The sequence below is a fragment of the Xanthomonas euvesicatoria genome, assembly GCF_013112235.1.
Taxonomy (GTDB): Bacteria; Pseudomonadota; Gammaproteobacteria; order Xanthomonadales; family Xanthomonadaceae; genus Xanthomonas; species Xanthomonas euvesicatoria.
The window spans coordinates 2,836,737-2,863,134 of sequence record NZ_JABFFS010000001.1; the positions used below are offsets into that span (position 1 = coordinate 2,836,737).

23 protein-coding genes, 1 other RNA gene and 1 pseudogene are annotated in these 26,398 nt (G+C 64.8%); 17 read left to right on the top strand and 8 right to left on the bottom strand.

All coding sequences use genetic code 11. From position 1 onward, the window contains the following. Window positions 1-64: 64 nt before the first annotated feature. From HLH45_RS12255 to HLH45_RS12280, 6 genes are all read left to right on the top strand, one after another. Entirely contained in the window at window positions 65-292 is a 228-nt protein-coding gene (locus HLH45_RS12255) for a hypothetical protein (RefSeq protein WP_033479290.1), read from the top strand. After that, complete coding sequence (locus HLH45_RS12260) at window positions 289-1,062, top strand: SDR family NAD(P)-dependent oxidoreductase (RefSeq protein WP_033479288.1); 774 nt, start codon at window positions 289-291, stop codon at window positions 1,060-1,062. Before HLH45_RS12255 ends, HLH45_RS12260 begins: the two co-directional genes overlap by 4 nt. Further along, the gene (locus HLH45_RS12265) at window positions 1,059-2,249 is read left to right on the top strand and encodes an efflux RND transporter periplasmic adaptor subunit (protein WP_008577270.1); all 1,191 of its coding nucleotides are present in this window, start codon (window positions 1,059-1,061) and stop codon (window positions 2,247-2,249) included. Before HLH45_RS12260 ends, HLH45_RS12265 begins: the two co-directional genes overlap by 4 nt. A 178-nt stretch (window positions 2,250-2,427) precedes the next feature. After that, entirely contained in the window at window positions 2,428-5,604 is a 3,177-nt protein-coding gene (locus HLH45_RS12270; RefSeq protein WP_008577268.1) for an efflux RND transporter permease subunit, read from the top strand. A gap of 42 nt (window positions 5,605-5,646) precedes the next feature. After that, window positions 5,647-6,378 carry an SDR family oxidoreductase gene (locus tag HLH45_RS12275; protein WP_008577266.1) on the top strand — a complete coding sequence of 244 codons (732 nt, stop codon included), beginning with the start codon at window positions 5,647-5,649 and terminating at the stop codon, window positions 6,376-6,378. After that, window positions 6,372-7,796 (top strand): efflux transporter outer membrane subunit, encoded by a 1,425-nt coding sequence (locus HLH45_RS12280; RefSeq protein ID WP_033479286.1) that lies wholly within the window; start codon window positions 6,372-6,374, stop codon window positions 7,794-7,796. The genes HLH45_RS12275 and HLH45_RS12280 overlap by 7 nt, the downstream gene beginning before the upstream one ends. Before the next feature lie 255 nt (window positions 7,797-8,051). Here the strand turns inward: HLH45_RS12280 and HLH45_RS12285 are convergent, their stop codons facing one another. Then, window positions 8,052-9,026: a GGDEF domain-containing protein gene (locus HLH45_RS12285; RefSeq protein ID WP_014089795.1), complete on the bottom strand. Its 975-nt coding sequence runs from the start codon at window positions 9,024-9,026 to the stop codon at window positions 8,052-8,054. 94 nt (window positions 9,027-9,120) lie between these two features. Here HLH45_RS12285 and HLH45_RS12290 point away from each other — a divergent pair, with 94 nt between their 5' ends. Next, window positions 9,121-9,426, top strand: coding sequence for a hypothetical protein (locus tag HLH45_RS12290; protein WP_008577261.1), 306 nt, complete (start codon window positions 9,121-9,123; stop codon window positions 9,424-9,426). Between the two features lie 192 nt (window positions 9,427-9,618). Here HLH45_RS12290 and HLH45_RS12295 read toward each other — a convergent pair whose 3' ends face one another. Next, window positions 9,619-11,274 (bottom strand): sensor domain-containing diguanylate cyclase, encoded by a 1,656-nt coding sequence (locus tag HLH45_RS12295; protein ID WP_033479294.1) that lies wholly within the window; start codon window positions 11,272-11,274, stop codon window positions 9,619-9,621. A gap of 199 nt (window positions 11,275-11,473) precedes the next feature. On the opposite strand from HLH45_RS12295, the gene HLH45_RS12300 reads away from it, so the two are divergent. Together HLH45_RS12300 and HLH45_RS12305 are read left to right on the top strand one after the other, a co-directional pair. Then, complete coding sequence (locus HLH45_RS12300) at window positions 11,474-11,722, top strand: hypothetical protein (RefSeq protein ID WP_008577256.1); 249 nt, start codon at window positions 11,474-11,476, stop codon at window positions 11,720-11,722. A gap of 78 nt (window positions 11,723-11,800) precedes the next feature. Then, complete coding sequence (locus HLH45_RS12305; protein ID WP_008577255.1) at window positions 11,801-11,977, top strand: hypothetical protein; 177 nt, start codon at window positions 11,801-11,803, stop codon at window positions 11,975-11,977. 171 nt (window positions 11,978-12,148) lie between these two features. Here the strand turns inward: HLH45_RS12305 and HLH45_RS21785 are convergent, their stop codons facing one another. After that, window positions 12,149-12,526, bottom strand: coding sequence for an asparagine synthase-related protein (locus HLH45_RS21785; RefSeq protein WP_230201288.1), 378 nt, complete (start codon window positions 12,524-12,526; stop codon window positions 12,149-12,151). A gap of 112 nt (window positions 12,527-12,638) precedes the next feature. Continuing rightward, window positions 12,639-14,114: pseudogene (locus HLH45_RS21790) on the bottom strand (asparagine synthetase B family protein); the annotation flags it as partial. A gap of 332 nt (window positions 14,115-14,446) precedes the next feature. Here HLH45_RS21790 and HLH45_RS12320 point away from each other — a divergent pair. Next, window positions 14,447-14,668, top strand: a complete 222-nt coding sequence (locus HLH45_RS12320) for a hypothetical protein (RefSeq protein WP_008577251.1) — start codon at window positions 14,447-14,449, stop codon at window positions 14,666-14,668. 66 nt (window positions 14,669-14,734) lie between these two features. Here the strand turns inward: HLH45_RS12320 and ssrA are convergent. Then, window positions 14,735-15,131: a transfer-messenger RNA gene (gene ssrA, locus HLH45_RS12325) on the bottom strand. Between the two features lie 135 nt (window positions 15,132-15,266). Between ssrA and HLH45_RS12330 the strand changes: the two genes are divergently transcribed. Then, complete coding sequence (locus tag HLH45_RS12330) at window positions 15,267-17,714, top strand: S8 family peptidase (protein WP_008577249.1); 2,448 nt, start codon at window positions 15,267-15,269, stop codon at window positions 17,712-17,714. Window positions 17,715-17,853: 139 nt separating this feature from the next. Here the strand turns inward: HLH45_RS12330 and smpB are convergent, their stop codons facing one another. Next, window positions 17,854-18,357, bottom strand: coding sequence for an SsrA-binding protein SmpB (gene smpB, locus HLH45_RS12335; RefSeq protein WP_005913721.1), 504 nt, complete (start codon window positions 18,355-18,357; stop codon window positions 17,854-17,856). A gap of 60 nt (window positions 18,358-18,417) precedes the next feature. Here smpB and HLH45_RS12340 point away from each other — a divergent pair, with 60 nt between their 5' ends. Both HLH45_RS12340 and HLH45_RS12345 read left to right on the top strand, forming a co-directional pair. Further along, on the top strand, window positions 18,418-18,849 hold the full coding sequence (locus HLH45_RS12340; protein WP_008577248.1) for a type II toxin-antitoxin system RatA family toxin: 432 nt from the start codon (window positions 18,418-18,420) through the stop codon (window positions 18,847-18,849). Window position 18,850: 1 nt separating this feature from the next. Continuing rightward, on the top strand, window positions 18,851-19,138 hold the full coding sequence (locus tag HLH45_RS12345; protein WP_008577246.1) for an RnfH family protein: 288 nt from the start codon (window positions 18,851-18,853) through the stop codon (window positions 19,136-19,138). 268 nt (window positions 19,139-19,406) lie between these two features. Here HLH45_RS12345 and HLH45_RS12350 read toward each other — a convergent pair whose 3' ends face one another. Further along, a complete protein-coding gene (locus HLH45_RS12350; protein ID WP_008577244.1) occupies window positions 19,407-19,802 on the bottom strand; it encodes an outer membrane protein assembly factor BamE in 396 nt (131 codons plus the stop codon). A gap of 104 nt (window positions 19,803-19,906) precedes the next feature. Between HLH45_RS12350 and fur the strand changes: the two genes are divergently transcribed. Beyond that, window positions 19,907-20,317, top strand: coding sequence for a ferric iron uptake transcriptional regulator (fur, locus tag HLH45_RS12355; RefSeq protein WP_005988392.1), 411 nt, complete (start codon window positions 19,907-19,909; stop codon window positions 20,315-20,317). Window positions 20,318-20,787: 470 nt separating this feature from the next. Here fur and recN read toward each other — a convergent pair whose 3' ends face one another. After that, window positions 20,788-22,452 carry a DNA repair protein RecN gene (gene recN / locus HLH45_RS12360; RefSeq protein WP_008577242.1) on the bottom strand — a complete coding sequence of 555 codons (1,665 nt, stop codon included), beginning with the start codon at window positions 22,450-22,452 and terminating at the stop codon, window positions 20,788-20,790. Between the two features lie 137 nt (window positions 22,453-22,589). Here recN and hrcA point away from each other — a divergent pair, with 137 nt between their 5' ends. The 3 genes from hrcA to dnaK all read left to right on the top strand — a co-directional run bounded on the left by hrcA (window position 22,590) and on the right by dnaK (window position 26,308). Next, window positions 22,590-23,621: a heat-inducible transcriptional repressor HrcA gene (gene hrcA, locus HLH45_RS12365; protein ID WP_008577240.1), complete on the top strand. Its 1,032-nt coding sequence runs from the start codon at window positions 22,590-22,592 to the stop codon at window positions 23,619-23,621. 98 nt (window positions 23,622-23,719) lie between these two features. After that, window positions 23,720-24,238: a nucleotide exchange factor GrpE gene (gene grpE / locus HLH45_RS12370; RefSeq protein WP_003483633.1), complete on the top strand. Its 519-nt coding sequence runs from the start codon at window positions 23,720-23,722 to the stop codon at window positions 24,236-24,238. 141 nt (window positions 24,239-24,379) lie between these two features. Then, a complete protein-coding gene (gene dnaK / locus HLH45_RS12375) occupies window positions 24,380-26,308 on the top strand; it encodes a molecular chaperone DnaK (protein ID WP_008577238.1) in 1,929 nt (642 codons plus the stop codon). Window positions 26,309-26,398: the final 90 nt, after the last annotated feature.

Genomic DNA, 26,398 nt, shown 5'->3' on the forward strand with positions numbered 1-26,398 from the left:
GACTAATCAAGTGCTGCTTTGAAGCCTAACTTATGCGGCATCCCCTCCATGCAGGAGCACGGCCATGTGGTTGTGCAACGTTTTCGGCGTGTCTTCCAGTCAGCGCAGTGCAATCGAAAGCGCCTTCGATCCGGTCATTTCCACGGAAAAACGGTCGTACGACAGTGCCTTGCGCGAATTCTCCAGCTCGCCACGGCGGCAGGCTGGCGGCGCGCCTGCGCAGCGGACTGGACTGCAGGCGCGCTGGGCGCGCCGTGGAATTATCCCGATCTCGGGAGCGAAAATCCCATGAGCGGGATGGTTAAATCCGAGACGGCCGTCATCGGCGGCGCGGGCAACGTGGGCATGGGCATCGTCTCTGCATTGCTGGACGCCGGTATGCCAACGGTGGTGATTGGGCGCGACGCCGCCAAGCTGGATGCACTGCGTGCGCAGCACGGTCATTCCCCGCTGCTGGACATCGTGCAGGGATCGGTGGCCGACGATGCATCTGCGCAGCGCCTGGCCACCGAACTGGCCCAGCGGCATCGACCGCTGGGCGCGGTGATCGCCAGCCTGGGCAGCCCGCCCAAGGCTGGGCGGCTGGTGGATCGGCCGGTGGCCGCCCTGCGTCGTCGCCTGGAGCGTGACGTGCTGCCGCATCTGGCTGCCGCCCGCCACCTGCTGCCGCTGCTGGCCGAGGTCGACGGCGGCGGCCGCTATCTGCTGCTTGGCAGCCCGTGTGCGCTGCGCGCCTGGTCGGCGCATGGCGATCGTTCGGTTGCGGCCTCAGCCACCCGCATGCTTGCCCAGGTGTTGCACGAGGAAGCCAAGCCGTTGGGCGTCCGCGTGCAGTTGCTCTCGGTCGAGCAGCCGGTCTGCACGCCCGGCCGCGCCAAGGACGCCTGTCCGGAATGGATCCGCGCCGTGGACGTCGGCCGCGCCGCTGTTTCCCTGATTGCCGGGCCTGGCCAGCCCGGACAAGCCATCGTGACCGTGAGTCGTCGCCCGCCGGCCGCACCGTCGGCCAGCCGGCTGGCCGGTCTGCAATTTCCCATCCCCACCCGAGAGATTTCCCCATGACCACGAACGCCACCCCGTTCCGTTTTCCCTTGCGTACCGTGTTGGCGGGCGCCGTGCTTGCGGTCGTGCTCGCCGGCTGCGGCAGCAAGGCCGCCGAGACCGGCGCACCGCCGCCGCCCAGCGTCAGCGTCGCGCCGGTGTTGATGAAGCAGATCAGCCAGTGGGACGAATTCAGCGGCCGCATCGAGCCGGTGGAAAGCGTGGAACTGCGTCCGCGCGTGTCCGGCTATATCGACAAGGTCAACTACACCGAAGGTGCAGAAGTGAAGAAGGGCGATGTGCTCTTCACCATCGATGAGCGTAGCTACCGCGCCGAGTTCGCGCGTGCCAACGCGTCGCTGGTGCGTGCCCGCACCCAGGCCACGCTGGCACGTAGCGAAGCCACGCGCGCACGCAAATTGTCCGAGCAGCAGGCCATCTCCACCGAAACCTGGGAGCAGCGCCGCGCCGCCGCCGATCAGGCCGATGCCGACCTGCAGGCCGCCCAGGCCGCGGTGGACACCGCCAGGCTCAACCTGGATTGGACGCGCGTGCGCGCTCCCATCGATGGCCGCGCCGGGCGTGCGATGGTCACCGCCGGCAACCTGGTCACGGCCGGCGACAGCGCCAGCGTGCTGACCACCCTGGTGTCGCTGGACAAGGTATTCGTCTACTTCGATGCCGACGAAGGCACCTTCCTGCGCTATTCGCAGATGGCCCGCAACGGCGAGCGCCCGGACGAACGTGGCGGCGAGTTGCCGGTGCGGATCGGGCTGGTCGGCGAGCAGGGCTTCCCGCACACCGGTCGCGTGGATTTCCTGGACAACCAGGTGACCCGCAGCACCGGCACCATCCGCGTCCGCGCGGTACTGGACAACGCGCAACGGCAATTCACGCCGGGGTTGTATGCGCATGTGCAGTTGCTGGGCAGCGGCCAGTTCAAGGCCATGCTGGTCGACGAAAAGGCCGTGCTCACCGACCAGGACCGCAAATACGTGTATGTGGTGGACAAGGACGGCAAGGCGCAGCGCCGCGATGTGGAGCTCGGCCGCAGTGCCGATGGTCTGCGCATCGTGCGTAGCGGCCTGGCCGCCGGCGACCGCGTGGTGGTCGATGGCGTGCAGAAGATCTTCATGCCCGGCATGCCGGTGGACGCCAAGACCGTGGCCATGGCGCCGGCGGCGGACAAGCGCACCGCTTCCAACTAGGGATCGCCAACGCGCGTTGCGCGCTGTCGCGCCTGCCTGGCGACAGCGCACCACCTGCAATGGCTGTACTGCTGTATCGCTGCATCGCAGCTCATGACTGCCGGCCTCGTCATCAGGCCGGCCCGGGGCCGCTGTGCCGCGCCGCCACCCGGCGGCAACCTCTTTCAGGACCATCCCAATGGACTTTTCCCGTTTTTTCATCGACCGGCCGATCTTTGCCGCGGTGCTGTCGATCATCATCTTCGCGGCCGGCCTGATCGCCATGCCGCTGCTGCCGATCAGCGAATACCCAGAAGTGGTGCCGCCGAGCGTGCAGGTGCGCGCGGTGTATCCGGGCGCCAACCCCAAGGTCATCGCCGAGACCGTTGCCACGCCGCTTGAGGAAGCCATCAACGGCGTGGAAAACATGATGTACATGAAGTCGGTGGCCGGCTCGGACGGCGTGCTGGTGGTCACCGTGACCTTCAAGCCCGGCACCGATCCGGACCAGGCGCAGGTGCAGGTGCAGAACCGCGTCAGCCAGGCGCAGGCGCGTCTGCCCGAGGACGTGCGCCGCCAGGGCGTGACCACGCAGAAGCAATCGCCGACGCTGACCATGGTCGTGCATCTGACCTCGCCCAAGGGCAAGTACAACTCGCTGTACCTGAGCAACTACGCCACCTTGAAGGTCAAGGACGAGCTGTCGCGCCTGCCGGGCGTGGGACAGATCCAGATCTTCGGTGCCGGCGACTACGCCATGCGCATCTGGTTGAACCCGGACAAGGTGGCCGCACGCGGGCTCACCGCCAGCGATGTGGTCGCCGCCATCCGCGAGCAGAACGTGCAGGTCTCCGCCGGCCAGCTCGGCGCGGAACCCATGCCCAACAAGAGCGATTTCCTGCTCTCGATCAATGCGCAGGGCCGCCTCACCACCGAAGAAGAGTTCGGCAACATCGTCATCCGCAGCGGCAACAGCGGCGAGATCGTGCGCCTGAGCGACGTGGCGCGCCTGGAGCTGGGCGCCGGCAACTACACCCTGCGGTCGCAGCTGGACAACCAGAACGCGGTGGGCATGGGCGTGTTCCAGTCGCCCGGTGCCAACGCGATCGAATTGTCCGATGCGGTGCGCGCCAAGATGGCCGAACTGGAAAAGCAGTTCCCGCAGGACATGGCATGGTCGGCCGCGTACGACCCAACCGTGTTCGTGCGCGATTCGATCAGCGCGGTGGTGCACACGCTGCTGGAAGCGGTGCTGCTGGTGGTGCTGGTGGTGATCCTGTTCCTGCAGACCTGGCGCGCTTCGATCATTCCGTTGCTGGCGGTACCGGTGTCGGTGGTCGGTACGTTCGCTGCGTTGTACCTGCTGGGCTTTTCGATCAATACGCTGAGCCTGTTCGGTTTGGTGCTGGCGATCGGCATCGTGGTCGACGATGCGATCGTGGTGGTGGAAAACGTCGAGCGCAACATCGAAGAAGGCCTGAGCCCATTGGCGGCTGCCCATCAGGCCATGCGCGAAGTGTCCGGGCCGATCATCGCCATCGCGCTGGTGCTGTGCGCGGTGTTCGTGCCGATGGCGTTCCTGTCGGGCGTGACCGGCCAGTTCTACAAGCAGTTCGCGGTGACCATCGCCATTTCCACGGTGATTTCGGCGATCAACTCGCTGACCTTGTCGCCGGCGCTGGCGGCAATGCTGCTGAAGTCGCACGACGCGCCCAAGGATGGTCCGTCGCGGTTGATCGACCGTTTGTTCGGCTGGTTGTTCCGCCCGTTCAATCGTTTCTTCAACACCAGCTCGCACAAGTACCAAGGCGCGGTGTCGCGTGCGCTGGGCAAGCGGGGTGCGGTGTTCGTGGTCTACCTGCTGCTGCTGGTCGGTACCGGTTTCATGTTCAAGCTGGTGCCGGGCGGCTTCATTCCGACCCAGGACAAGCTGTATCTGATTGCGGGCACCAAACTGCCGGAAGGATCGTCGCTGGAGCGCACCAATGAGGTGATCCGCCAGATCACCCAGATCGCGCTGCAGACCGACGGTGTGGATCACGCAATCGCGTTCCCGGGCCTGAACCCGCTGCAGTTCACCAATACGCCCAATACCGGCACGGTGTTCCTGACGCTCAAGCCGTTCAGTCAGCGCAGCCGCACCGCCGCGCAGATCAATGCGGAAATCAACGCACGCATCAGCCAGATCCAGCAGGGCTTCGCGTTCGCCTTCATGCCGCCACCGATTCTTGGCTTGGGCCAGGGCTCGGGCTACTCGCTGTACATCCAGGACCGTGCCGGCCTGGGCTATGGCCAGTTGCAGAGTGCGGTCAATGCGATGTCCGGTGCGATCTCGCAAACGCCGGGCATGCAGTTCCCGATCGGTACCTACCAGGCCAACGTGCCGCAGCTCGATGCCAAGGTCGACCGCGACAAGGCCAAGGCGCAGGGCGTGCCGCTGACCAATCTGTTCGATACGCTGCAGACCTATCTGGGTTCGTCCTACATCAACGACTTCAATCGCTTCGGTCGCACCTATCAGGTGATCGCCCAGGCCGATGGACAGTTCCGCGATAGCGTGGAAGACATCGCCAACCTGCGCACGCGCAACGCCAACGGCGACATGGTGCCGATCGGCAGCATGGTCACGCTGGGCCAGACCTACGGCCCGGACCCGGTGATCCGCTACAACGGCTACCCGGCCGCCGACCTCATCGGCGAAGCGGACCCGCGCGTGCTGTCGTCCACCGAGGCCATGCAGAAGCTGTCCAGCATGGCGCCGCAGGTGCTGCCCAACGGCATGAACATCGAGTGGACCGACCTGAGTTATCAGCAGTCCACGCAAGGCAACTCGGCGTTGATCGTGTTCCCGATGGCGGTGTTGCTGGCGTTCCTGGTATTGGCTGCGTTGTACGAAAGCTGGACCCTGCCGCTGGCAGTGATCCTGATCGTGCCGATGACCTTGCTGTCTGCGCTGTTCGGGGTGTGGCTCACCAATGGCGACAACAACGTGTTCGTGCAGGTGGGTCTGGTGGTGTTGATGGGCCTGGCGTGCAAGAACGCGATCCTGATCGTGGAGTTCGCCCGCGAACTGGAAATGCACGGCAAGGGCATTGTCGAAGCCGCACTGGAAGCCTGCCGCCTGCGCCTGCGTCCGATCGTGATGACCTCCATCGCCTTCATCGCCGGCACGGTGCCGCTGGTGTTCGGCCACGGTGCCGGCGCCGAAGTGCGCTCGGTCACCGGCATCACGGTGTTCGCCGGCATGCTGGGTGTGACCTTGTTCGGCCTGTTCCTGACTCCGGTGTTCTACGTGGCACTGCGCAAGTGGGTCACCCGTCGCGGGCCCGCGACACCGCCCGCGGTTGCGCACGATCACGCGCACGTCAACGCCTAAGCACGCGTGACTTCCCCCTACATACATTCGAAGGATTTACACATGAGCAACACCAAGATCGCATTGGTCACCGGCGCAACCCGCGGCATCGGCCTGGAGACCGTTCGGCAATTGGCCACCGCCGGCGTGCACACGCTGCTGGCCGGCCGCAAGCGCGACGACGCCGTGGCCGCGGCCCTCAAGTTGCAGGCCGAAGGCCTGCCGGTGGAGGCCATCCAGCTCGACGTCAACGACGACATCAGCATTGCTGCCGCGGTGGGCACGGTGGAGCAGCGCCATGGTCATCTGGACATCCTGATCAACAACGCCGGCATCATGATCGAGGACATGCAGCGCACCCCGTCGCAGCAGAGCCTGGAGGTGTGGAAGCGTACCTTCGACACCAATCTGTTCGCGGTGGTCGAGGTGACCAAGGCCTTTCTGCCGCTGCTGCGTCGCTCGCTGGCCGGGCGTATCGTCAACGTGTCGAGCATCCTCGGTTCGCTGACCTTGCACAGCCAGCCCGGCTCGCCGATCTACGACTTCAAGATTCCTGCTTACGACGCGTCCAAGAGCGCGTTGAACAGCTGGACGGTGCATCTGGCCTACGAATTGCGCGACACAGCCATCAAGGTCAACACGGTGCATCCGGGTTACGTCAAAACCGACATGAACGGTGGCGGCGGCGAAATCGAAGTGGAGCAGGGCGCGCATAGCAGCGTGCAAATGGCGCTGTTGGATGCCCACGGTGCCACCGGCAGCTTTACCCATCTGGGAGAGGTGTTGCCATGGTAAGAAACTTCCTGAGCGTGGCACTGGCTGCACTGGTGCTCAGCGGTTGCGCGGTCGGGCCGGATTACCGCCCCGATCCGCCGGCGGCGGTGACGCTGCAAGGCGCGCAAGACCCGGCCTACAGCGCGCAGTCGCCGGTGGGCAACTGGTGGTCGCAGTTCGACGACCCGGTGCTGGAGCAATTGGTGCGCGACGCCTTGTTCGCCAACCACGACCTGCGCATCGCGGTGGCGCGCGTCAAGCAGGCGCGCGCGGTGTTCGTCGAGCGCCGCCTGGATCAGGCGCCGCATATCACCGCGCAAGGCAGCTTCGATCGTCGCGAGCAGCAGCAGGTGATCGCCGGCAATCAGCGCTTTCTGACCGAGCAGACCACGCTCGGTCTGGATGCGGCGTGGGAGCTGGACCTGTTCGGCCGTCAGCGGCGTGCATCGGAGGCCGCGCGTGCCGACCTGGATGCCGAGCAGGCCAACCTGCAGGACGTGCAGGTCACCGTTGCTGCCGAAGTGGCGCGCAATTATTTCGAATTGCGCGGCACCCAGAAGCGCTTGGACGTCTCCAAGCGCACGCTCACCAACCTGCGCGACACCCAGAAGCTGACCCAGACCCGATGGGATCTGGGTGCCGGCAGCGAACTGGACGTGCAGAGCAGCCTGGCGCGGTTGAAGGCGATCGAGGCGGATATTCCGCTGCTGGAAACCGCCGAGGCGCAATACCGCCACCGTCTGGCTGTGTTGCTGGGCCAGCAACCGGACGCGTTGGATGCCACCTTGGCCGCGCGCGAGATGCCGGCGTTCGCGCGCCCGCTGCCGCTGGGCGATACCGCCGGCTTGCTGCGTCAGCGTCCGGATGTGCGCGGCGCCGAGCGCCGGCTGGCGGCAGCCACCGCGCAAGTGGGCGTGGCCACTGCCGACCTGTTTCCGCGCATCAGCGTGAGCGGGTTCGTCGGCTTCCTCACCGGCGACGCAGCCAGGTTGACCGAGGGCAACGCCAAGGCCTGGTCGGTGACCCCGTCGATCAGCTGGGCCGCCTTCGATTTGGGCACCGTGCGTGCGCGCTTGCGTGCCAGCAAGGCGCAGGCCGAAGGTGCGTTGGCCCAGTATCAGCAAACCGTATTGCTGGCGCTGGAAGACACCGAAAACGCGTTGATCGGCTATGGCCGCCAGCAGGCGCGCCTGGCCATCGTGGTGGAGCAGGCCAATGCCGCGCGGCGTGCCGAGCAGCTGGCGCAGATCCGCTACCGCGAGGGCTCGGAAGACTTCCTCACCCTGCTGGATGCGCAGCGCACCCAGCTGGCGGCCGACGATGCGTTGGCGCAGGCCGAAGCGGCGGTGAATGTCGGCGTGGTCGGCGTGTACAAGGCGCTCGGTGGCTGGAAGCAGGACCAAGCGCCTGCGGCACCGGTGGCCGTAGTCAATCGTTGAACGATGCGCGCGGGGCGGCCAGTGGGTCGCCCCGCAGTTCTGGCTGCAGCGTCAGAGCTAACGAGGCGCGAACGTGTGCGGGTGATGGCTGGCGATACCGGCCATGCATCCGACGCCATCGGTTCGCCCGCCTCTCTGACAGGCGCGCTACCGCCGCTTCATCAGCAACATTGCATTCGTGACCAATGCGATTACCCAGCTGCCAGCTGCGTGTGCCCAGGCGGACCCCTGCGCAGCAGGCATGCCGCCAGGCGCTTATTCGGCGACCCGTACGCTGTCGCGTCCGCCGTTCTTGGCCAGATACAGCGCTGCATCGGCACGCGAAAACCAGTCCTGCCAATGCGTTTCGCCGTCGTGGCGCGCCGCGCCCAGCGAGACGGTGATACGCCCACCGGGTCCGCGCAAGCCGTTGCGTATCACCTTGCGCAAGCGTTCGGTGGCCGCTTCCAGTTCGGCCAGCGATCCGGCACGCAGCAGCACCACGAATTCTTCGCCGCCAAAACGGAACACCTGGTGCGGTTCGCGGACTTCGAAGCGCAGGATGGTGGCCAGATCCGAGAGCGCCGCATCGCCGGCGGCGTGTCCGTACAGATCGTTGACCTCCTTGAAGTGATCCAGATCCAGGATGATCAGGCTGTTGAGCCGGTCGTGCGGTTGGCGTTGATCGATCTGGTGGGTCAGCGCACGTTCCAGCATGCGACGGTTGGGCAAGCCGGTCAGCGCGTCCAGCGAGGCCAGTTCTTCCAGATGCACGCGGTCGTCCTGCATCCGCAGCGAAAACGCGTAGCCCACCGCCAGCGTCACCAGCGTCACCACGATCGTCGACACACCCTGGCCGGGGCTGGTGATCAAGCCGGGCAAGAACAACAAGGCGGCCAGCAGCGGCAAGCTCAACAACACCGCGCGCCGCGGCCCGCACAAGAAATAATTGGTGGCCAGCACCGGGAACAGCCACGGCAGGGCGCCATCGCCACCGGTCCAGCACGCCACCAGGCACCCGCCAACATTGATCGATGCCAGCCACACGCCGCCGGCGCCGGTGTCTTCGGCACTGCGCATCTGCCAGCCGCGCCATACCGCGAGCACGCCCAGCGCCGCGGTGACCAGACACGCAACTGCCTGACCGGTCATGGCCAGGTACACCGCATAGAGGCAAAGCAACAGCGCGGTGATTGGCCCGAGCATCTTGACGATGCCGAGTCGGAAATCCCGCCGCAGGTGGAGGATCACAGGGAAGGTTCTATAGGAGTCGGCATCATTATCGGCGGAGTGCGGTCAAAGTTGAGCGTGTCTTCATCACCGCAATGGGTAGGAAAGTGAAGCGTTGCAGCGCAAGGCTTCGCACATCCTTGACGGCGCTGCCGCAAACGTATCGTTTTGGTTGTCGGAGTCTGCCATGCCCACCCGCGAAGAACTGGCCACGCGCCTGGACGCGTTGCAGGAAGAGTTGCCCAAGTTGTCGGCAGATGAAGATGCGGATTTCGACTATCTGGATTTTCAGGCGCGTGCCGAAGCGATCCTGAGCAGCGCCGCGCAGGACGATGCCGCCTATGTGCGTACGCGTATCGACGGCATGCTGGCCGGTGCGGGCCTGATCCCCACCGACGACGCGGGTCAGTCCTGCGGCTGAGGCCTCGTCTTGGCATGAGCCCATGTGCCTGTGCATTTGTCGATGCAATGCACGCGCCAGCGAATGATCCGAGCATCTTCGTTCAGGCGCTCGCACCCGGGTTCGCCAAGCGCGCGCGATGTGGATCTGAGCGTCGACCGCGCGACACAGGCCTCTGCGACAGACCGCAGCAGCACGCCCGGCTGCTTGCGTTCAGGCCACGGATGCAAGCACATCCGCGCTCACGACCTGATTGCGGCCACCCTGCTTTGCGCGATACAGCGCCGCGTCCGCCCGTTGCAGTAACGAGGCCACGGTGCTGGCGTGAGCGGGAAAGCTGGCCGCGCCGAACGAGGCGGTGACCTTCGGCAGACAGACGCCATCGCCCATGACCTGCAGGGCCTCGATGCCGGCGCGCAATTTCTCCGCCATCATGCACGCGGTTGGCAGATCGACTTCGGGCAGGATGATCGTCAATTCTTCGCCGCCGTACCGGCAGCAGATGTCCTCGCCACGCGTCTGCGCCAGCAACAATTCGCCAATGGCCGCCAGCACGCGGTCGCCGCCGCTGTGCCCGTGCAGGTCGTTGAACCGCTTGAAGTGATCCACATCCAGCATCAGCACCGACAAGGGCAGCTCGCGGCGCGTGCAGCGCGCCAACTCGTGACTGAGGGTTTCTTCCAGATAGCGGCGGTTGTACAGGCCTGTCAGCGGGTCGCGGATCGATTGCTGGCGCAGCGTTTCGCGCAGGCGCAGGTTGTGCAGCGCCAAGGAGAGTTGTTCTGCTGCCGCCTCGGCCACGGTCAGCGAGGCAAGATCGTCAGGGTCTTCGCTACGCAATGCCAGCATCCCCAGCTGCGTGCCCTGCGCCGATAGCGGAATACAGGCGGTGGCCGCATGCGCCGGGAGGTTGACGCCGGCATGCTGGCACAGCATGCCCTGGCCGGCGTCCATCACCACATGGGTGCGGTCGCGGCGCAGCGCCCAGCAGTTGTCCGGCGCGATGCTGGCACTGGCGTCGTCTGCCATCTCGCCCCAGGCGACCACCTGTTCGGCGCGATCGCGCGAGGCGCGTAGCAAGTAGACCGCGCCGGCGGCACCGGGAATCAGCGGTGCAATCGTGCGTGCAGTGATTTCCAGCGCTTCTTCGGCATCGCGGCAGTTCTGCAGCAACCCGGAGTAGCGTGCCAGCGCCTCCAGGCCAGCGGAGGTGCGTTCGAGTGCGGCAAACGACTCGATCAGGCGCTCGCTGGTCCGGCTGGCGTCGTTTTCGGCACGCGTACGCCGTTCCAGCTCGCGCGACAACAAGCGGTACGCCAACAGCATCACCAGCAAGCCACTGGCAATGCCGATCACGGTCACCCACAGCACCCACTGTGCGCTGCGGGTGGTGGCTGCATTGCGCCTGATCAGTTGCTGCCGCTCCAGCTCCGTCATGGTCTGCACCTGGCGGCGCAGCGATGAAGAGGTCTGGAACACCCCGCGCGCGATGGCAGCACGCGCGCCATCCAGGCCTTGCTTGCGATAGCTATGCAATAACTCGTCGATCTGCACCAGGCGCGCGTCCACCAAACGGCTCAGCACGACCACATTGCGCCGCTGCGTCGGGTTGTCCTGCACCAGGGCGTCCAGCCGCACGATGCGCTCGGGCAGGCGGCCGATCGCATCGGCATACACGCCCAGAAAGGCCTCGTTGTCGGTCAAGACATAGCCGCGCGCCGACGATTCCGCCGACAGCATGCCCGCCTGGATTTCGTCGATGCTGGCAATCACTTCCTGGGTGTGCGTCACCCAGCCGGCGTCCGACAGCGAACGCTGCGTCGTGAGGTACCCGCCCACGCCGATCAGGACAAAGATCAGCCCACCCACCAGCAAGGCCCCGGCAGCACGACGTTTGGTTCTTTTGGTCAACACCGCGTTCCCCCGGCACGATTGTCTGGTCGAGGCCGATGCAAGCCGCGTGCCTACGCTCCACTTCGCTTGCCGAGTCAGCTGGCAGACGGCACATTGCCCCCGGAAGCAGCGTCGTGGCGGTATGCTGGCAAGCAGTCACCGAAAAGGGCGCCCGTTGGTCATTTTTCTAGGCAATTACCAACTCACCTGTCATGCCGTCAAAGGCGATACCCCCGCCCATGGCTGGGTGGCAGGCTGGGATATTGCGCAGATCGGCATCGGCCGCGGCGCGAACCTGGCAGGCGCCGCGCTGTCGTCGACCTTTCCCGACCATCGCAGCGCCATTGCAGCCGCCCGGATTGCCGGCATGGTCACGCTGGAAGCCATGCACGCCAAGGCGCAAGAGCAGCGCGAGTACGCCTGAGCGGGAAGCCCTGACGGCTGGCACGCGATTTGCTCGGGTTTGATCAGGGCGCCGTCGAGCGTCTCTGGAGCAAGTGCAATGGAAGAGCCCAATAAAAGCGCACTGGCGTTGCTGCAACACGAAGCCAGCGCGTTGCTGGCCTTGTTCGATCAACTCCGCGGCGATGCCGCCCCGCGGTGTGCAGCTGCCGACGACCGGGCAGGCGCCCTCGTTCGTCGCGATGAGCCCGACCATGCCGCGCGCGTCACTAACTGACGCAGCGCGCGCAGTCTGCTTCGTCCTTCGCAATGGCCAACGTCTGACCTCTGCATCGGGAAATCCCGGCCTTGTCCGTTTATCTCTGGGGCGAGGTTGAAGCGGGTGGGCAGGGCCCCAGCACGCACTGACGCATGTCGCAACGCGCAAGCGCTTTCGGTGACCTCGCTGTCAAACGAACGCCTCAATGGTGAGGTGGCTTATACCTTCTGGATCGCGATGGCACGCCTCGTCCACACAAAAGGAGGGCCGCTGCTGCCAGCGTTGCTGCCAAGCCTGGAACATGAGAATGGGCCAAAGATGCGTGTGCCACTTTCGTTGACCTGCGATGAACGCTTGCCAGAGATGCGTCACCACCCCGACGTCGAAGACGCCTTGCTCTTCAAGTTTTGAAGGTGTCAACAAGTCTTCAGCCCACTCGCGTAAGGGGCCGCGTAGCCACCGGCCGACAGGCGCACCGAAGCCTCGCTTGGGTCGATAGATAAGCTCCTGCGGCAGATACAGTTCGAGCAGGCGCTTCAAAATGTATTTTTGCTCCCCACGAACCATTTTGAGCTTGAGCGGAATCTGCCAGGCCAGCTGAAATACCTGCTGATCCAGGAAGGGGGGAAGACGTGTTCAGGCCATGCAGCATGCACGCGCGGTCGACTTTGGTCATGAGTCCTTCCCCAAGTTCCATGGCAATGTCCATAAAGAGAACGCGCTCGCCTGGGGATCCGACGGTCAGCTGCTCCATGGGCGTGTCATAGATCGTGGGGTACTCCATGGAGCCAAGCACGGCGCAACGGGGGTTGCGCCAACGCGAGACTCTGAGCAGGTAGCTCTCTTCCACCGCGCGGCTGATTGTCTCCCCCAGGGCCGCTCGCCATCCGCCCAAACGGGCCGACTCCTTCGTGTAGACGCCCCGGCGACGCAGCGAACAGCGCAGCGTGTCCGGGATCATGGAGCTCAGGCGCGCATTGCGCAGTGCACGCGCATACGCGGCATGGCCGAAGAACAATTCGTCGCCTCCATCGCCTGTCAGCATGTGACTGACTTGGCGGCGCGCGGAGCCTGCTGCAAGCAGTGTCGGAATCTGGGACGAGTCCGCAAAGGGTTCGCAAAACGCCTCCGATATCTCCGGCAGAACGGCCACGGCCTGCTGATCGCTGATGCGTTGTTGGAAATGCCGCGTAACTAGATGGCTTGCAACCTTTTGTGCCCAATCCATTTCGTCGTGGTCGGCATCCTCAAATCCGATGGTGACGGTATCGACAGGTGTTGAGCGTTGCGACTGCAGGAGGGACGTGATGAGGCTGGAATCGGTTCCTCCCGACAGGAATGAACCAGTCTTGCGATCGCTGACGCGGTCAACCGCCATCGAGAGCGCATCCTGCAGGCGGCTGATCGCACGCTCTTCGGTCACATGCTCTCTTGCTTGGATTAAGTTGCTGACATTTCTTTTCGGATGCCAGTAGCGCGCCCCCTCGCTGGGGTCGTGATGAGGCGCACCGCGTTCCACATCCAGCGTGCTGAAAACTTGAATGGTTCCTGCCGCTAGTTTGAAGATGCCTCGATGGATGCTATATGGCGATGGAATGTAGCCGTATCGCAGCAGGAGCGTCAGCGCATTCCGATCGATCAAGTTACTGAAGCCATGAGAGGAAGCGATCGCTTTGAGTTCAGAAGCAAACACAAAACCCTGATGTGTCCAGCCGTAGTACAGGCTGCATTGACCGATGCGGTCGCGCACTAGCGACAGCGTGTGTAATCGACGATCAAGAATGGCCAGGCAGAAGCTGCCATCGATGAGCTCTAGGGTTCGCTGCAGCCCCAACGACTGAATGCTTTGCGCGATCCTTGCGGCAGAGGTGTTGCTCTCACAAGCCTCTGGTGTGCTGTAAAGCGGCGAGAGGCCATTGGCGCGTCCAGCCAGAGCGACAAGATAACGACCATCGGTAGAAAAGCCCATGCGAGTCCCCGGGGTGCCAGAGCTCCCGCATGCAGCAAGTACCAGGGGCGTGTCAACGACGGTTGCCACACACGCTTTATCTCCACGGTGCTTCATCACAGCAACCATCGCACTTCCACGCCGTCCTAGCGTGCTGCTGTCTTTGTGAGAATTTGGTTCCAACCACAATCCACAGATACCCGACATCTGACCCGTCCGCCCTTGACCATATAGAGAGGTGCACTGGGCCGGGCAACGCGACTTGCTGGCGACGTCGTTCCCGATCCGGTGCGGCGCGCATGGTGGGCCGGTCGTATGTGGATTCCGCCTGGAAATGATCAAGGAACGGTTGAGAGGGCGCTGTTTTTTTGAGCACTTTGCATCGATGTCGCTCCGGTGCGCTGCGTCATGTCGAGCGCGTGGATGGCCGCGTGCAACCAGGCGCAGCGATGACTCGAACAGGTGACAGATGGCGTTTGCCTGATCGCTCTCTCGCCCGCCACGTCGCCGGCAACCAATGACTGCGCCCTGCGGAGATCGTGGCCGACAAGGCGCCCCGGCATCGGCTCATCGAAGTCGATATCGGGATGCCGGACCGCTTGCCGGTGCTGGCGGAATCCGAGCGCAGCTTTGGCGCGGCATATCGCAAGGTGGGCGAGGGCATCGTGGGGGTATCGACGTTGGCCATTGGCTGCATGCCCCCAGATGTCCCCAGCGTCGCATGGCGTGATACGTTCACCTGCGCACTGCGTCGCACATGAAAAAGGCCGAGAACCCTTGTTTTACGGGGGTTCCCGGCCTTCTCAGGACCTCATCGGTCCACTCATTGGTGGAGGTGGGCGGAATCGAACCGCCGTCCGGAAGCACTCCATCCCCAGCACTACATGCTTAGCCCTCCGTTAGATCTCGTTCCCAGGCAGCACGGTTGGCAAAGCGCACCTGGAAACCAGCCTGCTTTATCTGACCGGTAGCTGACAGGCAGCCACTACCGATGGTTCCGTGATAATGACCCTACACCTACGAGCACGGGCACAAGTAGGTTCGGGGGTTCGCCTTAGGCGGCTGTAGAACTACAACTAAAGCCAATTAAGCGGCGATAGCGAAGTCCGAACCGTAGTTGTCATCGTTGGCAACTAAAAGTTTGCTGCTGGATTAACGAGGAAAGCTGCCCCCTCGGCATGCGCCAAGCGACTTCGCGACCCCCGTCGAGACCAGTGCACCCCCGGGGAAAGCAATAAAACGCTGACCGGGTCAGTGTAGGGATCGGCGCGCCCTGTCACAAGTGGTGAGATGCGCAACGCTTACAGTGGCTTCAGTCCCGTACCGAACGGAACAGTCTGCATACGAAGGAGCGAAGCGATGGCGACAGGCAAGCCCCCACGTTCGAAACCTGCACGCGCGCTGCCGCGCAAGGCGGCTGCAAGCACGCAACAACCGGCGCGGCCGCGCGCTTCGCGCGCGCAGCAGGCCGGGACCCAGGAGTCCGCGGCGACCCGCGTGCAGGGCAAGGCGCGCACGGTGATCTACATCCATGGCATCGGCAACAAGCCGCCGGCCGATGTGCTGCGTTGTCAGTGGGACAAGGCGTTGTTCGGGCGGCCCATGGGCGAGCGCACGCGGCTGGCGTACTGGGTCAATCGCGAGCGGTATCCAGTGGCCGAGCCGGGCAATTGTGACGCGCGCGATGTGGGGCCGGCGCTCAATCAAAGCGTGCAGCGCGCCTTGAGTACGCTTGGCCTGGTGCCGGGCGAACAGGACCTGCACCTGTTGGCAGACGCGCTGGCGCAGAGCGAGCAAGAACGCACCGATCTGCATCGGCTGCTGGACGAGCTTCAGGGCACGTCCGTGTCCGGCAGCGTGCAGGCCAAGGGCGCCATCGATGCGATCAACCGGGTGTTGCTGCGGCTGATTTCGGCTGCATTGTTGCAGGATGTGCATGACCTGTTCTTCGTGCCGGAACGTGCGGCGTTGATGCGCGAGAGTCTGGCGCAGCGGCTGCGCGCAGGGGGCGGGCCATTCGTGGTGGTGGCGCACAGCCAGGGGTCGATGATCGCCTTCGATGTGCTGCGCCAGCTGAAGCCCGCCGATTGCGAGGTCAGTTTGTTCCTCACCCTGGGTTCGCCACTGGGCTTGCCGCAGGTGCGCAGCATGTTCAAGCGCTGGACCGGCACGCGCAAATTGCCGTTTCCCGAGTGCGTACAGCGCTGGATCAATGTGGCCGAAACGCGCGACCCGATCGCGCTGGACCCGGACCTCACCGACGACATCGCCAATGCCAAAGGACGTTTCGAGAACCTGGCCGCTGCGCGTTTGAATCCGGATTGGCAGCACAACCCGCATTCGGCTTCGGGCTATCTGTCCATTCCGCAGGTGCGCGCCGCGGTGCGCCAAGCCGTGGGTGTGGGCTTCGATCAGCCGGTGTCCAATGCAGTGCTGATCAAGGACCTCAGCGAGCAGCTCGAAGCGCATGGCCCTGAGTACCGGCACGATGTGCTGATCGAGCTGGATCGGCGTGTGTTGGGGAACGACCCTGCCGGTGTGCGCGCATTGCTGTTGCAGCATGTGCGCGAAGTCGCTGCGCGTACCACCGGCCTGAGCGGCGATGCGCTGGATGAGGCGATCGAGCTGGAAGACAGCCTGCAGCGTTTCGTGTCTGCGCGGCTGACCCGATTCGAGATCGAGTCGCTGCAGGATCGCTACCGCGCGTTGGGCTTTCGGCGGGTGTGGCGCGATGCCGGAAAACGCGCGTTGATCCATGTGTCGGGCAATGTGCTGCATGCCGATGCGGCACGCACGGCGTATCGCGCACGCGGGCAGCAGATCGGTTGGGCGGTGATGGATACCGGCATCGTGGCCGATCACCCGCATTTTTTCGTCAAGGGTGAACGCGACACCGTGGTGGCACAGTGGGATTGCACGCGGCGCGGCGCGCCCAAACGGCTGACCCGCGCCGATGGCACGGCGTTTACCCGGCTCGATCGGCATGGCCACGGCACGCATATCGCCGGCATCATCGCCGGCCAGTGCCGCGCGTCGATCCCGGAGGCGGGCGGCACGCCCGGCCGTCCTCTGGAATTTTCCGGCATGGCGCCGGATACCCAGCTGTATGGCTTCAAGGTGCTCGACAATGCCGGAAACGGCCGCGATTCGTGGACGATCAAGGCAGTGCAGCAGGTGGCCGACATCAACGAGCGTGCCGGCGAGCTGGTCATCCATGGCGTCAATCTGAGCCTGGGCGGCTGCTTCGACCCGGAGAGCTACGGTTGCGGGTTTACGCCGTTGTGCAACGAATTACGCCGGCTGTGGCGGCAAGGCGTGCTGGTGGTGGTCGCGGCCGGCAACGAAGGCCTGGCCTGGTTGATGCGTAACGACGGTGACGCATATGCCGCCAACATGGATCTGTCGATCAGCGACCCGGGCAATCTGGAAGACGCCATCGTGGTCGGCTCAGTGCACAAGAGCAGCCCGCACAACTATGGCGTGTCGTATTTTTCCTCGCGCGGGCCGACCGCCGACGGCCGCAGCAAGCCGGATGTGGTCGCGCCAGGGGAGAAGATCCTGTCGGCCTACTACGACTTCGACCCGAACGACCCGACCAGCCTGATGGTGGAGATGAGCGGCACCAGCATGGCCGCACCGCATGTCTCCGGCGTGCTGGCCGGCTTCCTGTCAGCGCGCCGTGAGTTCATCGGCTTTCCCGATCGGGTCAAGCAACTGCTGATGGATACCTGCACCGACCTGCAGCGCGACCGCTATGTGCAGGGCAGGGGAGTGCCGAATTTGATGCGGATGCTGGGAACGACGTGATCCGGGAATCGGGAGTGGGGAATCGGGAATCGTAAAAGCGACCAGCATCCACGACCTCAGCTCGTGCTCAGCCGGCTATATCGCCTGCCGTTGCGGGAAAGGATCTTGCCGTTGCGATTCCCAATTCCCAATTCCCAATTCACGCATCGCGGTTATGCCGCCGCATCACGCGCTGCTTGTCGCGCTGCCAGTCGCGGTCCTTGGCGGCGTCGCGCTTGTCGTGATTCTGCTTGCCCTTGGCCAGGGCGATTTCCAGCTTGACCTTGTTGCTGCTCCAATACAGCGCGGTAGGCACCAGGGTGTAGCCTTCGCGCTCCACGCGGGTGAGCACCTTGTCGATCTCGGCCCGGTGCAGCAGCAGTTTGCGGTCGCGCCGTTCCACTGGCACCGTGTGGGTGGAGGCCTGGATCAGTGGCGTGATCTGTGCGCCGATCAGGTAGATCTCGCCGGAGCGCACATAGGCATAGCCGTCGACGATGTTGGCGCGGCCGGCGCGGATCGCCTTGACCTCCCAGCCCTGCAGTGCCAGGCCGGCTTCGTAGCGTTCTTCCAGGTGGTATTCGTGGCGCGCACGCTTGTTCAACGCGATGGTTTTCGTGGCCTTCGCGCCGTTTGCTTTATCCTTGGTCTGTTTCTTGCTCATCCGCCCATTGTCGCCGATTCGGTGTCGTCAAACGATCTTCCGTCTTTCACAAGTTAGCGAATGCCTACCATCCGTCGCAGCGCCCTGGTCGAACACAGCGCCTCCCGCATGTTCGATCTGGTCAATGATGTCGCCGCCTATCCGCGCCGCTTCGGCTGGTGCGACGCTGCCAATGTGCTCGAGCAGGACCAGGCGCACATCGTGGCGCGCCTGGATTTGGGGCTGGGGTCGTTCCGCACCTGGTTCACCACCGAGAACATCCTTGAACGCCCGGAGCGCATCGTCATGCACCTGCGCGATGGCCCGTTCAAGCGCCTGGAAGGCCTGTGGGAGTTCCAGGCGCTGGGCGAGGGCGCCTGCAAGGTGAGTCTGACCCTGGAGGTCGAAACCAGCTCGCGGCTGCTTGGCCCGGCGCTGGCGCTGGGGTTTCAGGGCCTGGCCGATCGCATGGTCAATGATTTCGTGCGCGTCGCCGACCGCGGCGACGTCTAGGTTGCGCAGCGGCATGCGCATCGAAGTCGTGCTGGCCTGGCCGGATCGCTACAGCTCGGTACACCTGGAATTGCCTGAAGGCGCAACGGTGGCCGAAGCCGTTGCCATGTCCGATCTGGCGGTGGAGCGGGCCCCCGCCGCGTATGCGGTGCACGGGCTGATCGCGCGGCCGGAGCAGGGGTTGCGCGACGGCGACCGGGTCGAATTGCTCAGGCCGCTGTTGCTGGATCCGAAGGAAGCCCGCCGCAGGCGTGCCGGACCAAGCAAGAAAGCCGGCCCCAACCGCTAGCGATTGCCAGCGCTGCGACGACGCAGACTCGCTGCAACGCCATCGCTGCTGACGGCGTGTCTCGAAGAATCAGCCGTGTTGGTTGAGTTCGAACGAGCGCGCTTGGACTAAGACATGCGACAGACGGCGCGATCGATCGGTCCTGGGAGTCAGCGCTGTAGAGTCACTGAAGCGCTCTGTTGGCATCGGGCAAAACGAAAAACGCATCCGTTCGAAGGGATGCGTTTTGGGTCCGATCAAGCGATCACGAGACCGCCCGGTAACCGCATCAACGGCCGCGTTGCTTCTTCTTGTCGCGGGCCAGGTTGCGGCCGAACTGCTTGGGCGCGGCTTTGGCCAGTTGCTCGTCCTGCGACGGGAAATAGTCGCCTTCCCAGCGTGCGACCTGTTCGTTCTCGAAGAACACGGTGAAATTCTTGATCTCGGTACGCGCCAGACGGTCCACGCGCTGCGTGGAGGTGTAGTCCCAGCGCTGGGCATGGAACGGGTCGGGGATCGAGGGCGTGCCCAGCAACGCACTGACCTGCTGCTTGCTCTGGCCTACCTGCAGTTGCTCCACGGCGTTCTGTTTGATCAGATTGCCCTGGTAGATCGGCTGCTTGTAGATGATGCCGCAGCCAGCGGTGGAAAGAGCAATGGCGGCGACCAGCAGGAGATTACGCATCGGGGATTAAGTGCTGAGGAAATCACGCCGATGATACACTTCCGCCGGTCGCCGCGACCCGTTTGATGGCAGCTGGCGCTAAATCGCCAATGAACGGAGAACGTATGGAAACCCACGACCTGCGCAAAGTCGGGCTCAAGGTGACCCATCCGCGCATGCGGATCCTGGAACTGCTCGAACAGAAGAGCAATCAGCATCACCTCAGCGCAGAAGACATCTATCGCCAACTGCTCGATCACGGCGACGAGATCGGGCTGGCAACGGTCTACCGGGTGCTGACCCAGTTCGAGGCGGCCGGCCTGGTGCTGAAGCACAATTTCGAAGGCGGGCAGGCCGTCTACGAGCTGGACCGCGGCGGTCATCACGACCATATGGTGGACGTGGATACCGGTCATGTGATCGAGTTCGAGAGCGAGGAAATCGAGGCGCTGCAGCGCCAGATCGCCGCCAAGCATGGCTACGAACTGGAAGAGCACTCGCTGGTGCTGTACGTACGCAAGAAGCGTCCGCGCTGAGCTGGGTGTCCCTGTGCAGCCATGAATGTTACAAGGCGGCCCAGGCCGCCTTGTGCGTTCTGGGAGCGTGTTGGCGGATTCGATGCACGACCTTCCCACATCCGCCCTTCGGGCACCTTCCCCCGCGAGCGGGGGTAAGCAAGCCTTGTCGGCGAATGCTGGGGCTTGGCTGGCGGGGAGGGAGCGGGTCAGCTGAGCGAGGAAACCTCGCTGACGAGGGCCAGCAGTTGTGTCAGTGGAAAGGCGCCTCTCGCAAGCGGACGAAGGTCGCGGGGCCGCCCAGGCTGCCTGAGTGCATGGAGACGGCCTAGGGGAGCTCCACGTGGCCGATTGGTAGCGGCAACCTATGCATCGACAGCGTCGGTGGGCCATGCGTGATTACCCCTACCGGCGCACCGGCGCAGCAGCACCAACAGTGCCGGCTGCCCTGATCAAGCCCTTCGCACTGGCTTGCGAACGACCGGCCCCGCTCAGGCGCTCTGCAGCAGCTTGCGGGCGGCCGCGCGCGCTTCCTTGCTCACTTCCACGCCACCCAGCATGCGTGCCAATTCTTCCTGGCGGGCCTGCGGGCCGAGCAGTTCGACCGCACTCTGGGTCATGCCGTCCACCGGCGCCTTGCTGACCCGGTAATGCGCGTGGCCCTTGGCGGCGACCTGCGGCAAGTGGGTGACGCACAGCACCTGGTGCTCTTCGCCCAGCGCGCGCAGCTTCTGCCCGACGATGTCGGCCACCGCGCCGCCGATGCCCGAATCCACTTCGTCGAACACCATGGTGGGCACGCTGTCCAGGCCCAGCGCCGCCACTTCGATGGCCAGCGAAATGCGCGACAGCTCGCCGCCGGAGGCGACCTTGCGCAAAGCGCGCGGGGGCTGCCCGGCGTTGGCGGCGACCAGGAATTCCACCCGTTCGGCGCCATTGGGGTCCGGCCGGGGGCTCTCGTGCGGCTGTAGCTGGATCAGGAACTGCCCGCCGCCCATGCCCAACTCGCCGATCAGCGCGGTGGTCGCGGCCGACAACGCCTCGGCGGCGGCGGTGCGGCTGTCGCTGAGCACGCCGGCCGCGCTGCGCCAGGCGCCGGTGGCGATTTCGATGTGCTTGTCGAGCTGCTGCAGGCGCTCGTCGGCGCCGCGCAGGCTCTCGACTTCGGCGCTCAGGTGGTCGCGATGCGCGGCCAGTTCGTCCGGCGTGACGCGGTGTTTGCGGGCCAGGTCGTGCAGGCGGCCGAGGCGGCGCTCCATCGCCTCGAACTGGGCCGGGTCGGCCTCCAGGTCGTCGCGCACACGGTCGAGCAGGGCCAGCGCTTCCTCGATCTGGATCACGGCGCTGTCCAGCAGCGCGTCCACTTCGGCCAGCCGCGGTTCGTGTTCGGCCACGCGCGACAAATCGTGGCGGCTGTCCTGCAACAGGCCCAGGGCACTGGCGCCGTCGTCGCCGTTGAGCTGCTGGGCGACGCTGTCGCAGGCACCGATCAGCGCGGTGGCATGGGCCTGGCGGCGGTGATTGACGTCCAGTGCGGCAATCGCGGCCGGATCCAGGTCCTCGCGTTCCAGTTCGGCCAGTTGGTGTTCCAGAAAGCCGATCCGGTCGGAGACATCGCCCTGCGCGGAGAGCGCATCGCGCTCGTCCAGCAGCGCCTGCCAGCGCTGGCTGGCCTGGCGCACCTGCTCGCGCTGGGCGCTGTTGCGGGCGTAGGCATCGAGCAGGGCGAGCTGGCTGTGCCGGGCCATCAGCGCCTGGTGCTCGTGCTGGCCGTGGATTTCGACCAGTCTCGAGGCCAGTTCCGCCAGTTGCGAGGAGGTGACCGGGCGGCCGTTGATCCAGGCGCGCGAGCCGCCGTCGGCGCGGATGATCCGGCGCAGCTGGCATTGCGCCTCGTCGTCGAGTTCGTTGTCGGCCAGCCAGCGCAGCCCGGGATGCTCGGCCGGCAGCTGGAATTCGGCCGAAAGTTCGGCGCGCTCGGCGCCATGACGCACCACGCCGCTGTCGGCGCGCAGCCCGGACAGAAAGCCCAGCGCGTCCACCATCAGCGACTTGCCGGCGCCGGTTTCGCCCGATACCACGGTCATTCCCGGCCCGAATTCCAGTTCGGTGGCACGGACAACGGCGAAATCCTTGATCGAGAGGTGTCTGAGCATGAGGTCGAGTGTGAACGCTTTGGGGAAGCTTAGGGTGGCAGGGGCAGACGGGGAATCGGACGCTTGCCATCCCCGGGGCCAGACATTATCTATGCGCTGTCTCACCGGATGATCCCATGCGCGCGTCCCAGTCCCCAATGCTCGACCCCCGCGCCCGCCAGTTGCTGCGCACCCTGATTGCGCGCTACATCCGCGACGGCGAGCCGGTGGGGTCAAAGACGCTGGCCCAGCATGCGGGGTTGGACGTCAGCCCGGCCACCATCCGCAATATCCTGGCCGACCTGGAAGACGTCGGCCTGCTCAGCTCCCCGCATACCTCGGCCGGACGCGTGCCCACTGCGCATGGCTACCGGGTGTTCGTCGACAGCCTGGTGCAGATGCAGCCGCCTGGCGAAGAGGAAGTCCGCCGCCTGCGCGCGGAGCTGGCCAGCGGCAACGGCACGCAATCGTTGCTGGGCAGCGCCTCGCAGATGCTGTCGGCGATGAGCCACTTCGTCGGCGTGGTCAGCGCGCCGCGCCGCGAGCAGTTCGCGTTCCGGCATATCGACTTCGTGGCGCTGGATGCGCGCCGCGTGCTGGCGATCCTGGTGTTTGCCGACAACGAGGTGCAAAACCGCGTGATCGAGCCGCGCCGCGCTTACGAGCCGGCCGAGCTGGAACGGGTGGCCAATTACCTCAATGCGCAGTTCGCCGGGCGCGCGCTGGCCGACATCCGCGCCTGCCTACTGCGCGAGCTGCGCATGGCCAAGAGCGAGATGGAACAACTGCTGGCGCACAGCGTGGACCTGGCCAGCGAGGCGCTGGTACCGGCCGATGCCGAGGACATGGTGATGGCCGGGCAGACCCGGCTGATGGGCGTGCAGGACCTGTCGGATCTGGATCGCCTGCGCGAACTGTTCGAGGCCTTCGCCAGCAAACGCGAGATCCTGCAGCTGCTCGAACGCACCATCCAGGCGCCGGGCGTGCGCATCTTCATCGGCGAAGAAACCGGCATGGTGTCGCTGGAAGACGTCTCGCTGGTCACTGCACCTTACGCCGCCAATGGCCAGGTGCTGGGCGTGCTGGGGGTGATCGGGCCCAAACGCATGGCCTACGACCGGCTGATTCCGCTGGTGCAGACCGCCGCCGACGTGCTGGGCGCGGCCATGGAGTCGCCCGGTACGCGATAACCGGCATCGATCGGCGCGATGCTTTGCTTGAAACGCGCGCGGGCGCCCATATACGGGGTGACGTTGGGGCGGGCGTTCCGCTTGCCCGGGAACTGCATATGAACCAAGACCACCCCGAATTCGACTCCGAAGACCTGTCCCAGAACCCGCCCGAGACCGATCCGCTCAAGGCCGAGATCGAATCGCTGCGCAGCGAGATCGCCCTGGTCAAGGCCGATGCCCTGCGCGAGCGCGCCGACCTGGAAAACCAGCGCAAGCGTATCGCCCGCGACGTGGAAAACGCGCGCAAGTTCGCCAACGAGAAGCTGCTCGGCGAACTGCTGCCGGTGTTCGACAGCCTGGACGCGGGACTCACCGCCGCCGGCACCGAGCCCAGCCCGCTGCGCGACGGCCTGGACATGACCTACAAGCAATTGCTCAAGGTGGCCGCCGACAACGGCCTGACCCTGCTCGATCCGGTCGGCCAGCCGTTCAACCCGGACCAGCACCAGGCGATCAGCCAGGGCGAGGCCGAGGGCGTTGCGCCGGGCCACGTCGTGCAGGTTTTCCAGAAGGGCTACCTGCTCAACGATCGCCTGCTGCGCCCGGCCCTGGTGGTCGTGGCCAAGCACGACTGAACCGCAGCGCCGGCTGAACTGCCAGGCGCAGGCATGAAACACAGATGTGCGCCGGTGGCTTGAACACCTGCGCACCACCCCCACATCTCAGCCAGACCCGGCGTCGCCGGACACAGCTACAGAATCATCAGGAGCGTATCCATGGGCAAGATCATTGGTATTGACCTCGGCACCACGAACTCGTGCGTGTCGATCATGGACGGCGGCAAGGCCCGCGTCATCGAAAACTCCGAGGGCGATCGCACCACGCCTTCGATCGTCGCCTACACCAAGGACGGCGAAGTGCTGGTCGGCGCCTCGGCCAAGCGCCAGGCGGTGACCAACCCGAAGAACACCTTCTACGCGGTGAAGCGCCTGATCGGCCGCAAGTTCACCGACGGCGAAGTGCAGAAGGACATCTCGCACGTGCCGTACGGCATCCTGGCGCACGACAACGGCGACGCCTGGGTGCAGACCAGCGATGCCAAGCGCATGGCGCCGCAGGAAATCTCCGCGCGCGTGCTGGAGAAGATGAAGAAGACCGCCGAAGACTTCCTCGGCGAGAAGGTCACCGAGGCGGTGATCACCGTGCCGGCATACTTCAACGACAGCCAGCGTCAGGCCACCAAGGATGCCGGCCGCATCGCCGGTCTGGACGTCAAGCGCATCATCAACGAGCCGACCGCCGCAGCCCTGGCCTATGGCCTGGACAAGAACGGCGGCGACCGCAAGATAGCCGTGTACGACCTGGGCGGCGGTACCTTCGACGTGTCGATTATCGAGATCGCCGAAGTCGATGGTGAAAAGCAGTTCGAAGTGCTGGCCACCAACGGCGACACCTTCCTGGGCGGCGAAGACTTCGACAACCGCGTCATCGAGTACCTGGTCGACGAATTCAACAAGGACCAGGGCATCGACCTGCGTAAGGATCCGCTGGCGCTGCAGCGCCTGAAGGACGCCGCAGAGCGCGCCAAGATCGAGCTGTCGTCCAGCCAGCAGACCGAAGTGAACCTGCCGTACGTCACCGCCGATGCGTCGGGCCCGAAGCACCTCAACATCAAGTTGACCCGTGCCAAGCTCGAAGCGCTGGTGGAAGACCTGGTCAAGAAGTCGATCGAACCGTGCCGCACCGCGTTGAACGACGCCGGCCTGCGCGCCAGCGACATCAACGAAGTGATCCTGGTCGGCGGCCAGACCCGCATGCCGAAGGTGCAGCAGGCGGTTGCCGATTTCTTCGGCAAGGAACCGCGCAAGGACGTCAACCCGGACGAAGCGGTGGCCGTGGGTGCGGCGATCCAGGGCGGCGTGCTGGCCGGCGACGTCAAGGACGTGCTGCTGCTGGACGTGACCCCGCTGTCGCTGGGTATCGAGACCATGGGCGGCGTGTTCACCAAGATCATCGAAAAGAACACCACCATTCCGACCAAGGCCTCGCAGACCTTCTCCACCGCCGAAGACAACCAGTCGGCCGTGACCGTGCATGTGTTGCAGGGTGAGCGCGAGCAGGCCCGCTTCAACAAGTCGCTGGCCAAGTTCGACCTGTCCGGCATCGAGCCGGCGCCGCGCGGCATGCCGCAGGTGGAAGTGTCCTTCGACATCGACGCCAACGGCATCCTGCACGTGTCGGCCAAGGACAAGAAGACCAACAAGGAACAGAAGGTCGAGATCAAGGCCGGTTCGGGTCTGTCGGACGAAGAGATCCAGCGCATGGTCGCCGACGCGGAAGCCAACCGCGAAGAAGACAAGAAGTTCCAGGAGCTGGTGCAGGCCCGCAACCAGGCCGATGGTCTGATCCACGCCACCCGTACCGCGATCACCGAGCATGGCAGCAAGGTCGGTGGTGATGTGATCGGCAAGGTGGAAGCGGCGCTGTCGGATCTGGAAACCGCCATGAAGGGCGACGACAAGGCGCAGATCGAAGCACGCACCAAGACGCTGGAAGAAGCCGGCCAGTCGTTGTACGCAGCAGCTGCGGCGGCAGAGCAGGGCGGTAACGCCGATGCGGCCAGCGGCAATGCCCAGGCCTCCAAGGCCGCCGACGACGTGGTGGACGCCGAGTTCACCGAGGTCAAGGACGACAAGAAGGCGTGAGTGGGGAATAGGGAATCGAGAATGGGAGGAGCGGTGCTGCGGCATCGCTCCTTCCCGTTGTCTGATCCTTCCACTTCGATTGCGATTTAC

Coding starts and splice junctions, on each gene's coding strand:
- HLH45_RS12255 (WP_033479290.1), top strand. CDS start 65: ATGTGGTTGTGCAACGTTTTCGGCGTGTCTTCCAGTCAGCGCAGTGCA.
- HLH45_RS12260 (WP_033479288.1), top strand. CDS start 289: ATGAGCGGGATGGTTAAATCCGAGACGGCCGTCATCGGCGGCGCGGGC.
- HLH45_RS12265 (WP_008577270.1), top strand. CDS start 1,059: ATGACCACGAACGCCACCCCGTTCCGTTTTCCCTTGCGTACCGTGTTG.
- HLH45_RS12270 (WP_008577268.1), top strand. CDS start 2,428: ATGGACTTTTCCCGTTTTTTCATCGACCGGCCGATCTTTGCCGCGGTG.
- HLH45_RS12275 (WP_008577266.1), top strand. CDS start 5,647: ATGAGCAACACCAAGATCGCATTGGTCACCGGCGCAACCCGCGGCATC.
- HLH45_RS12280 (WP_033479286.1), top strand. CDS start 6,372: ATGGTAAGAAACTTCCTGAGCGTGGCACTGGCTGCACTGGTGCTCAGC.
- HLH45_RS12305 (WP_008577255.1), top strand. CDS start 11,801: ATGGAAGAGCCCAATAAAAGCGCACTGGCGTTGCTGCAACACGAAGCC.
- HLH45_RS21785 (WP_230201288.1), bottom strand. CDS start 12,526: ATGGTTCGTGGGGAGCAAAAATACATTTTGAAGCGCCTGCTCGAACTG.
- HLH45_RS12330 (WP_008577249.1), top strand. CDS start 15,267: ATGGCGACAGGCAAGCCCCCACGTTCGAAACCTGCACGCGCGCTGCCG.
- smpB (WP_005913721.1), bottom strand. CDS start 18,357: ATGAGCAAGAAACAGACCAAGGATAAAGCAAACGGCGCGAAGGCCACG.
- HLH45_RS12340 (WP_008577248.1), top strand. CDS start 18,418: ATGCCTACCATCCGTCGCAGCGCCCTGGTCGAACACAGCGCCTCCCGC.
- HLH45_RS12350 (WP_008577244.1), bottom strand. CDS start 19,802: ATGCGTAATCTCCTGCTGGTCGCCGCCATTGCTCTTTCCACCGCTGGC.
- fur (WP_005988392.1), top strand. CDS start 19,907: ATGGAAACCCACGACCTGCGCAAAGTCGGGCTCAAGGTGACCCATCCG.
- recN (WP_008577242.1), bottom strand. CDS start 22,452: ATGCTCAGACACCTCTCGATCAAGGATTTCGCCGTTGTCCGTGCCACC.
- hrcA (WP_008577240.1), top strand. CDS start 22,590: ATGCTCGACCCCCGCGCCCGCCAGTTGCTGCGCACCCTGATTGCGCGC.
- grpE (WP_003483633.1), top strand. CDS start 23,720: ATGAACCAAGACCACCCCGAATTCGACTCCGAAGACCTGTCCCAGAAC.
- dnaK (WP_008577238.1), top strand. CDS start 24,380: ATGGGCAAGATCATTGGTATTGACCTCGGCACCACGAACTCGTGCGTG.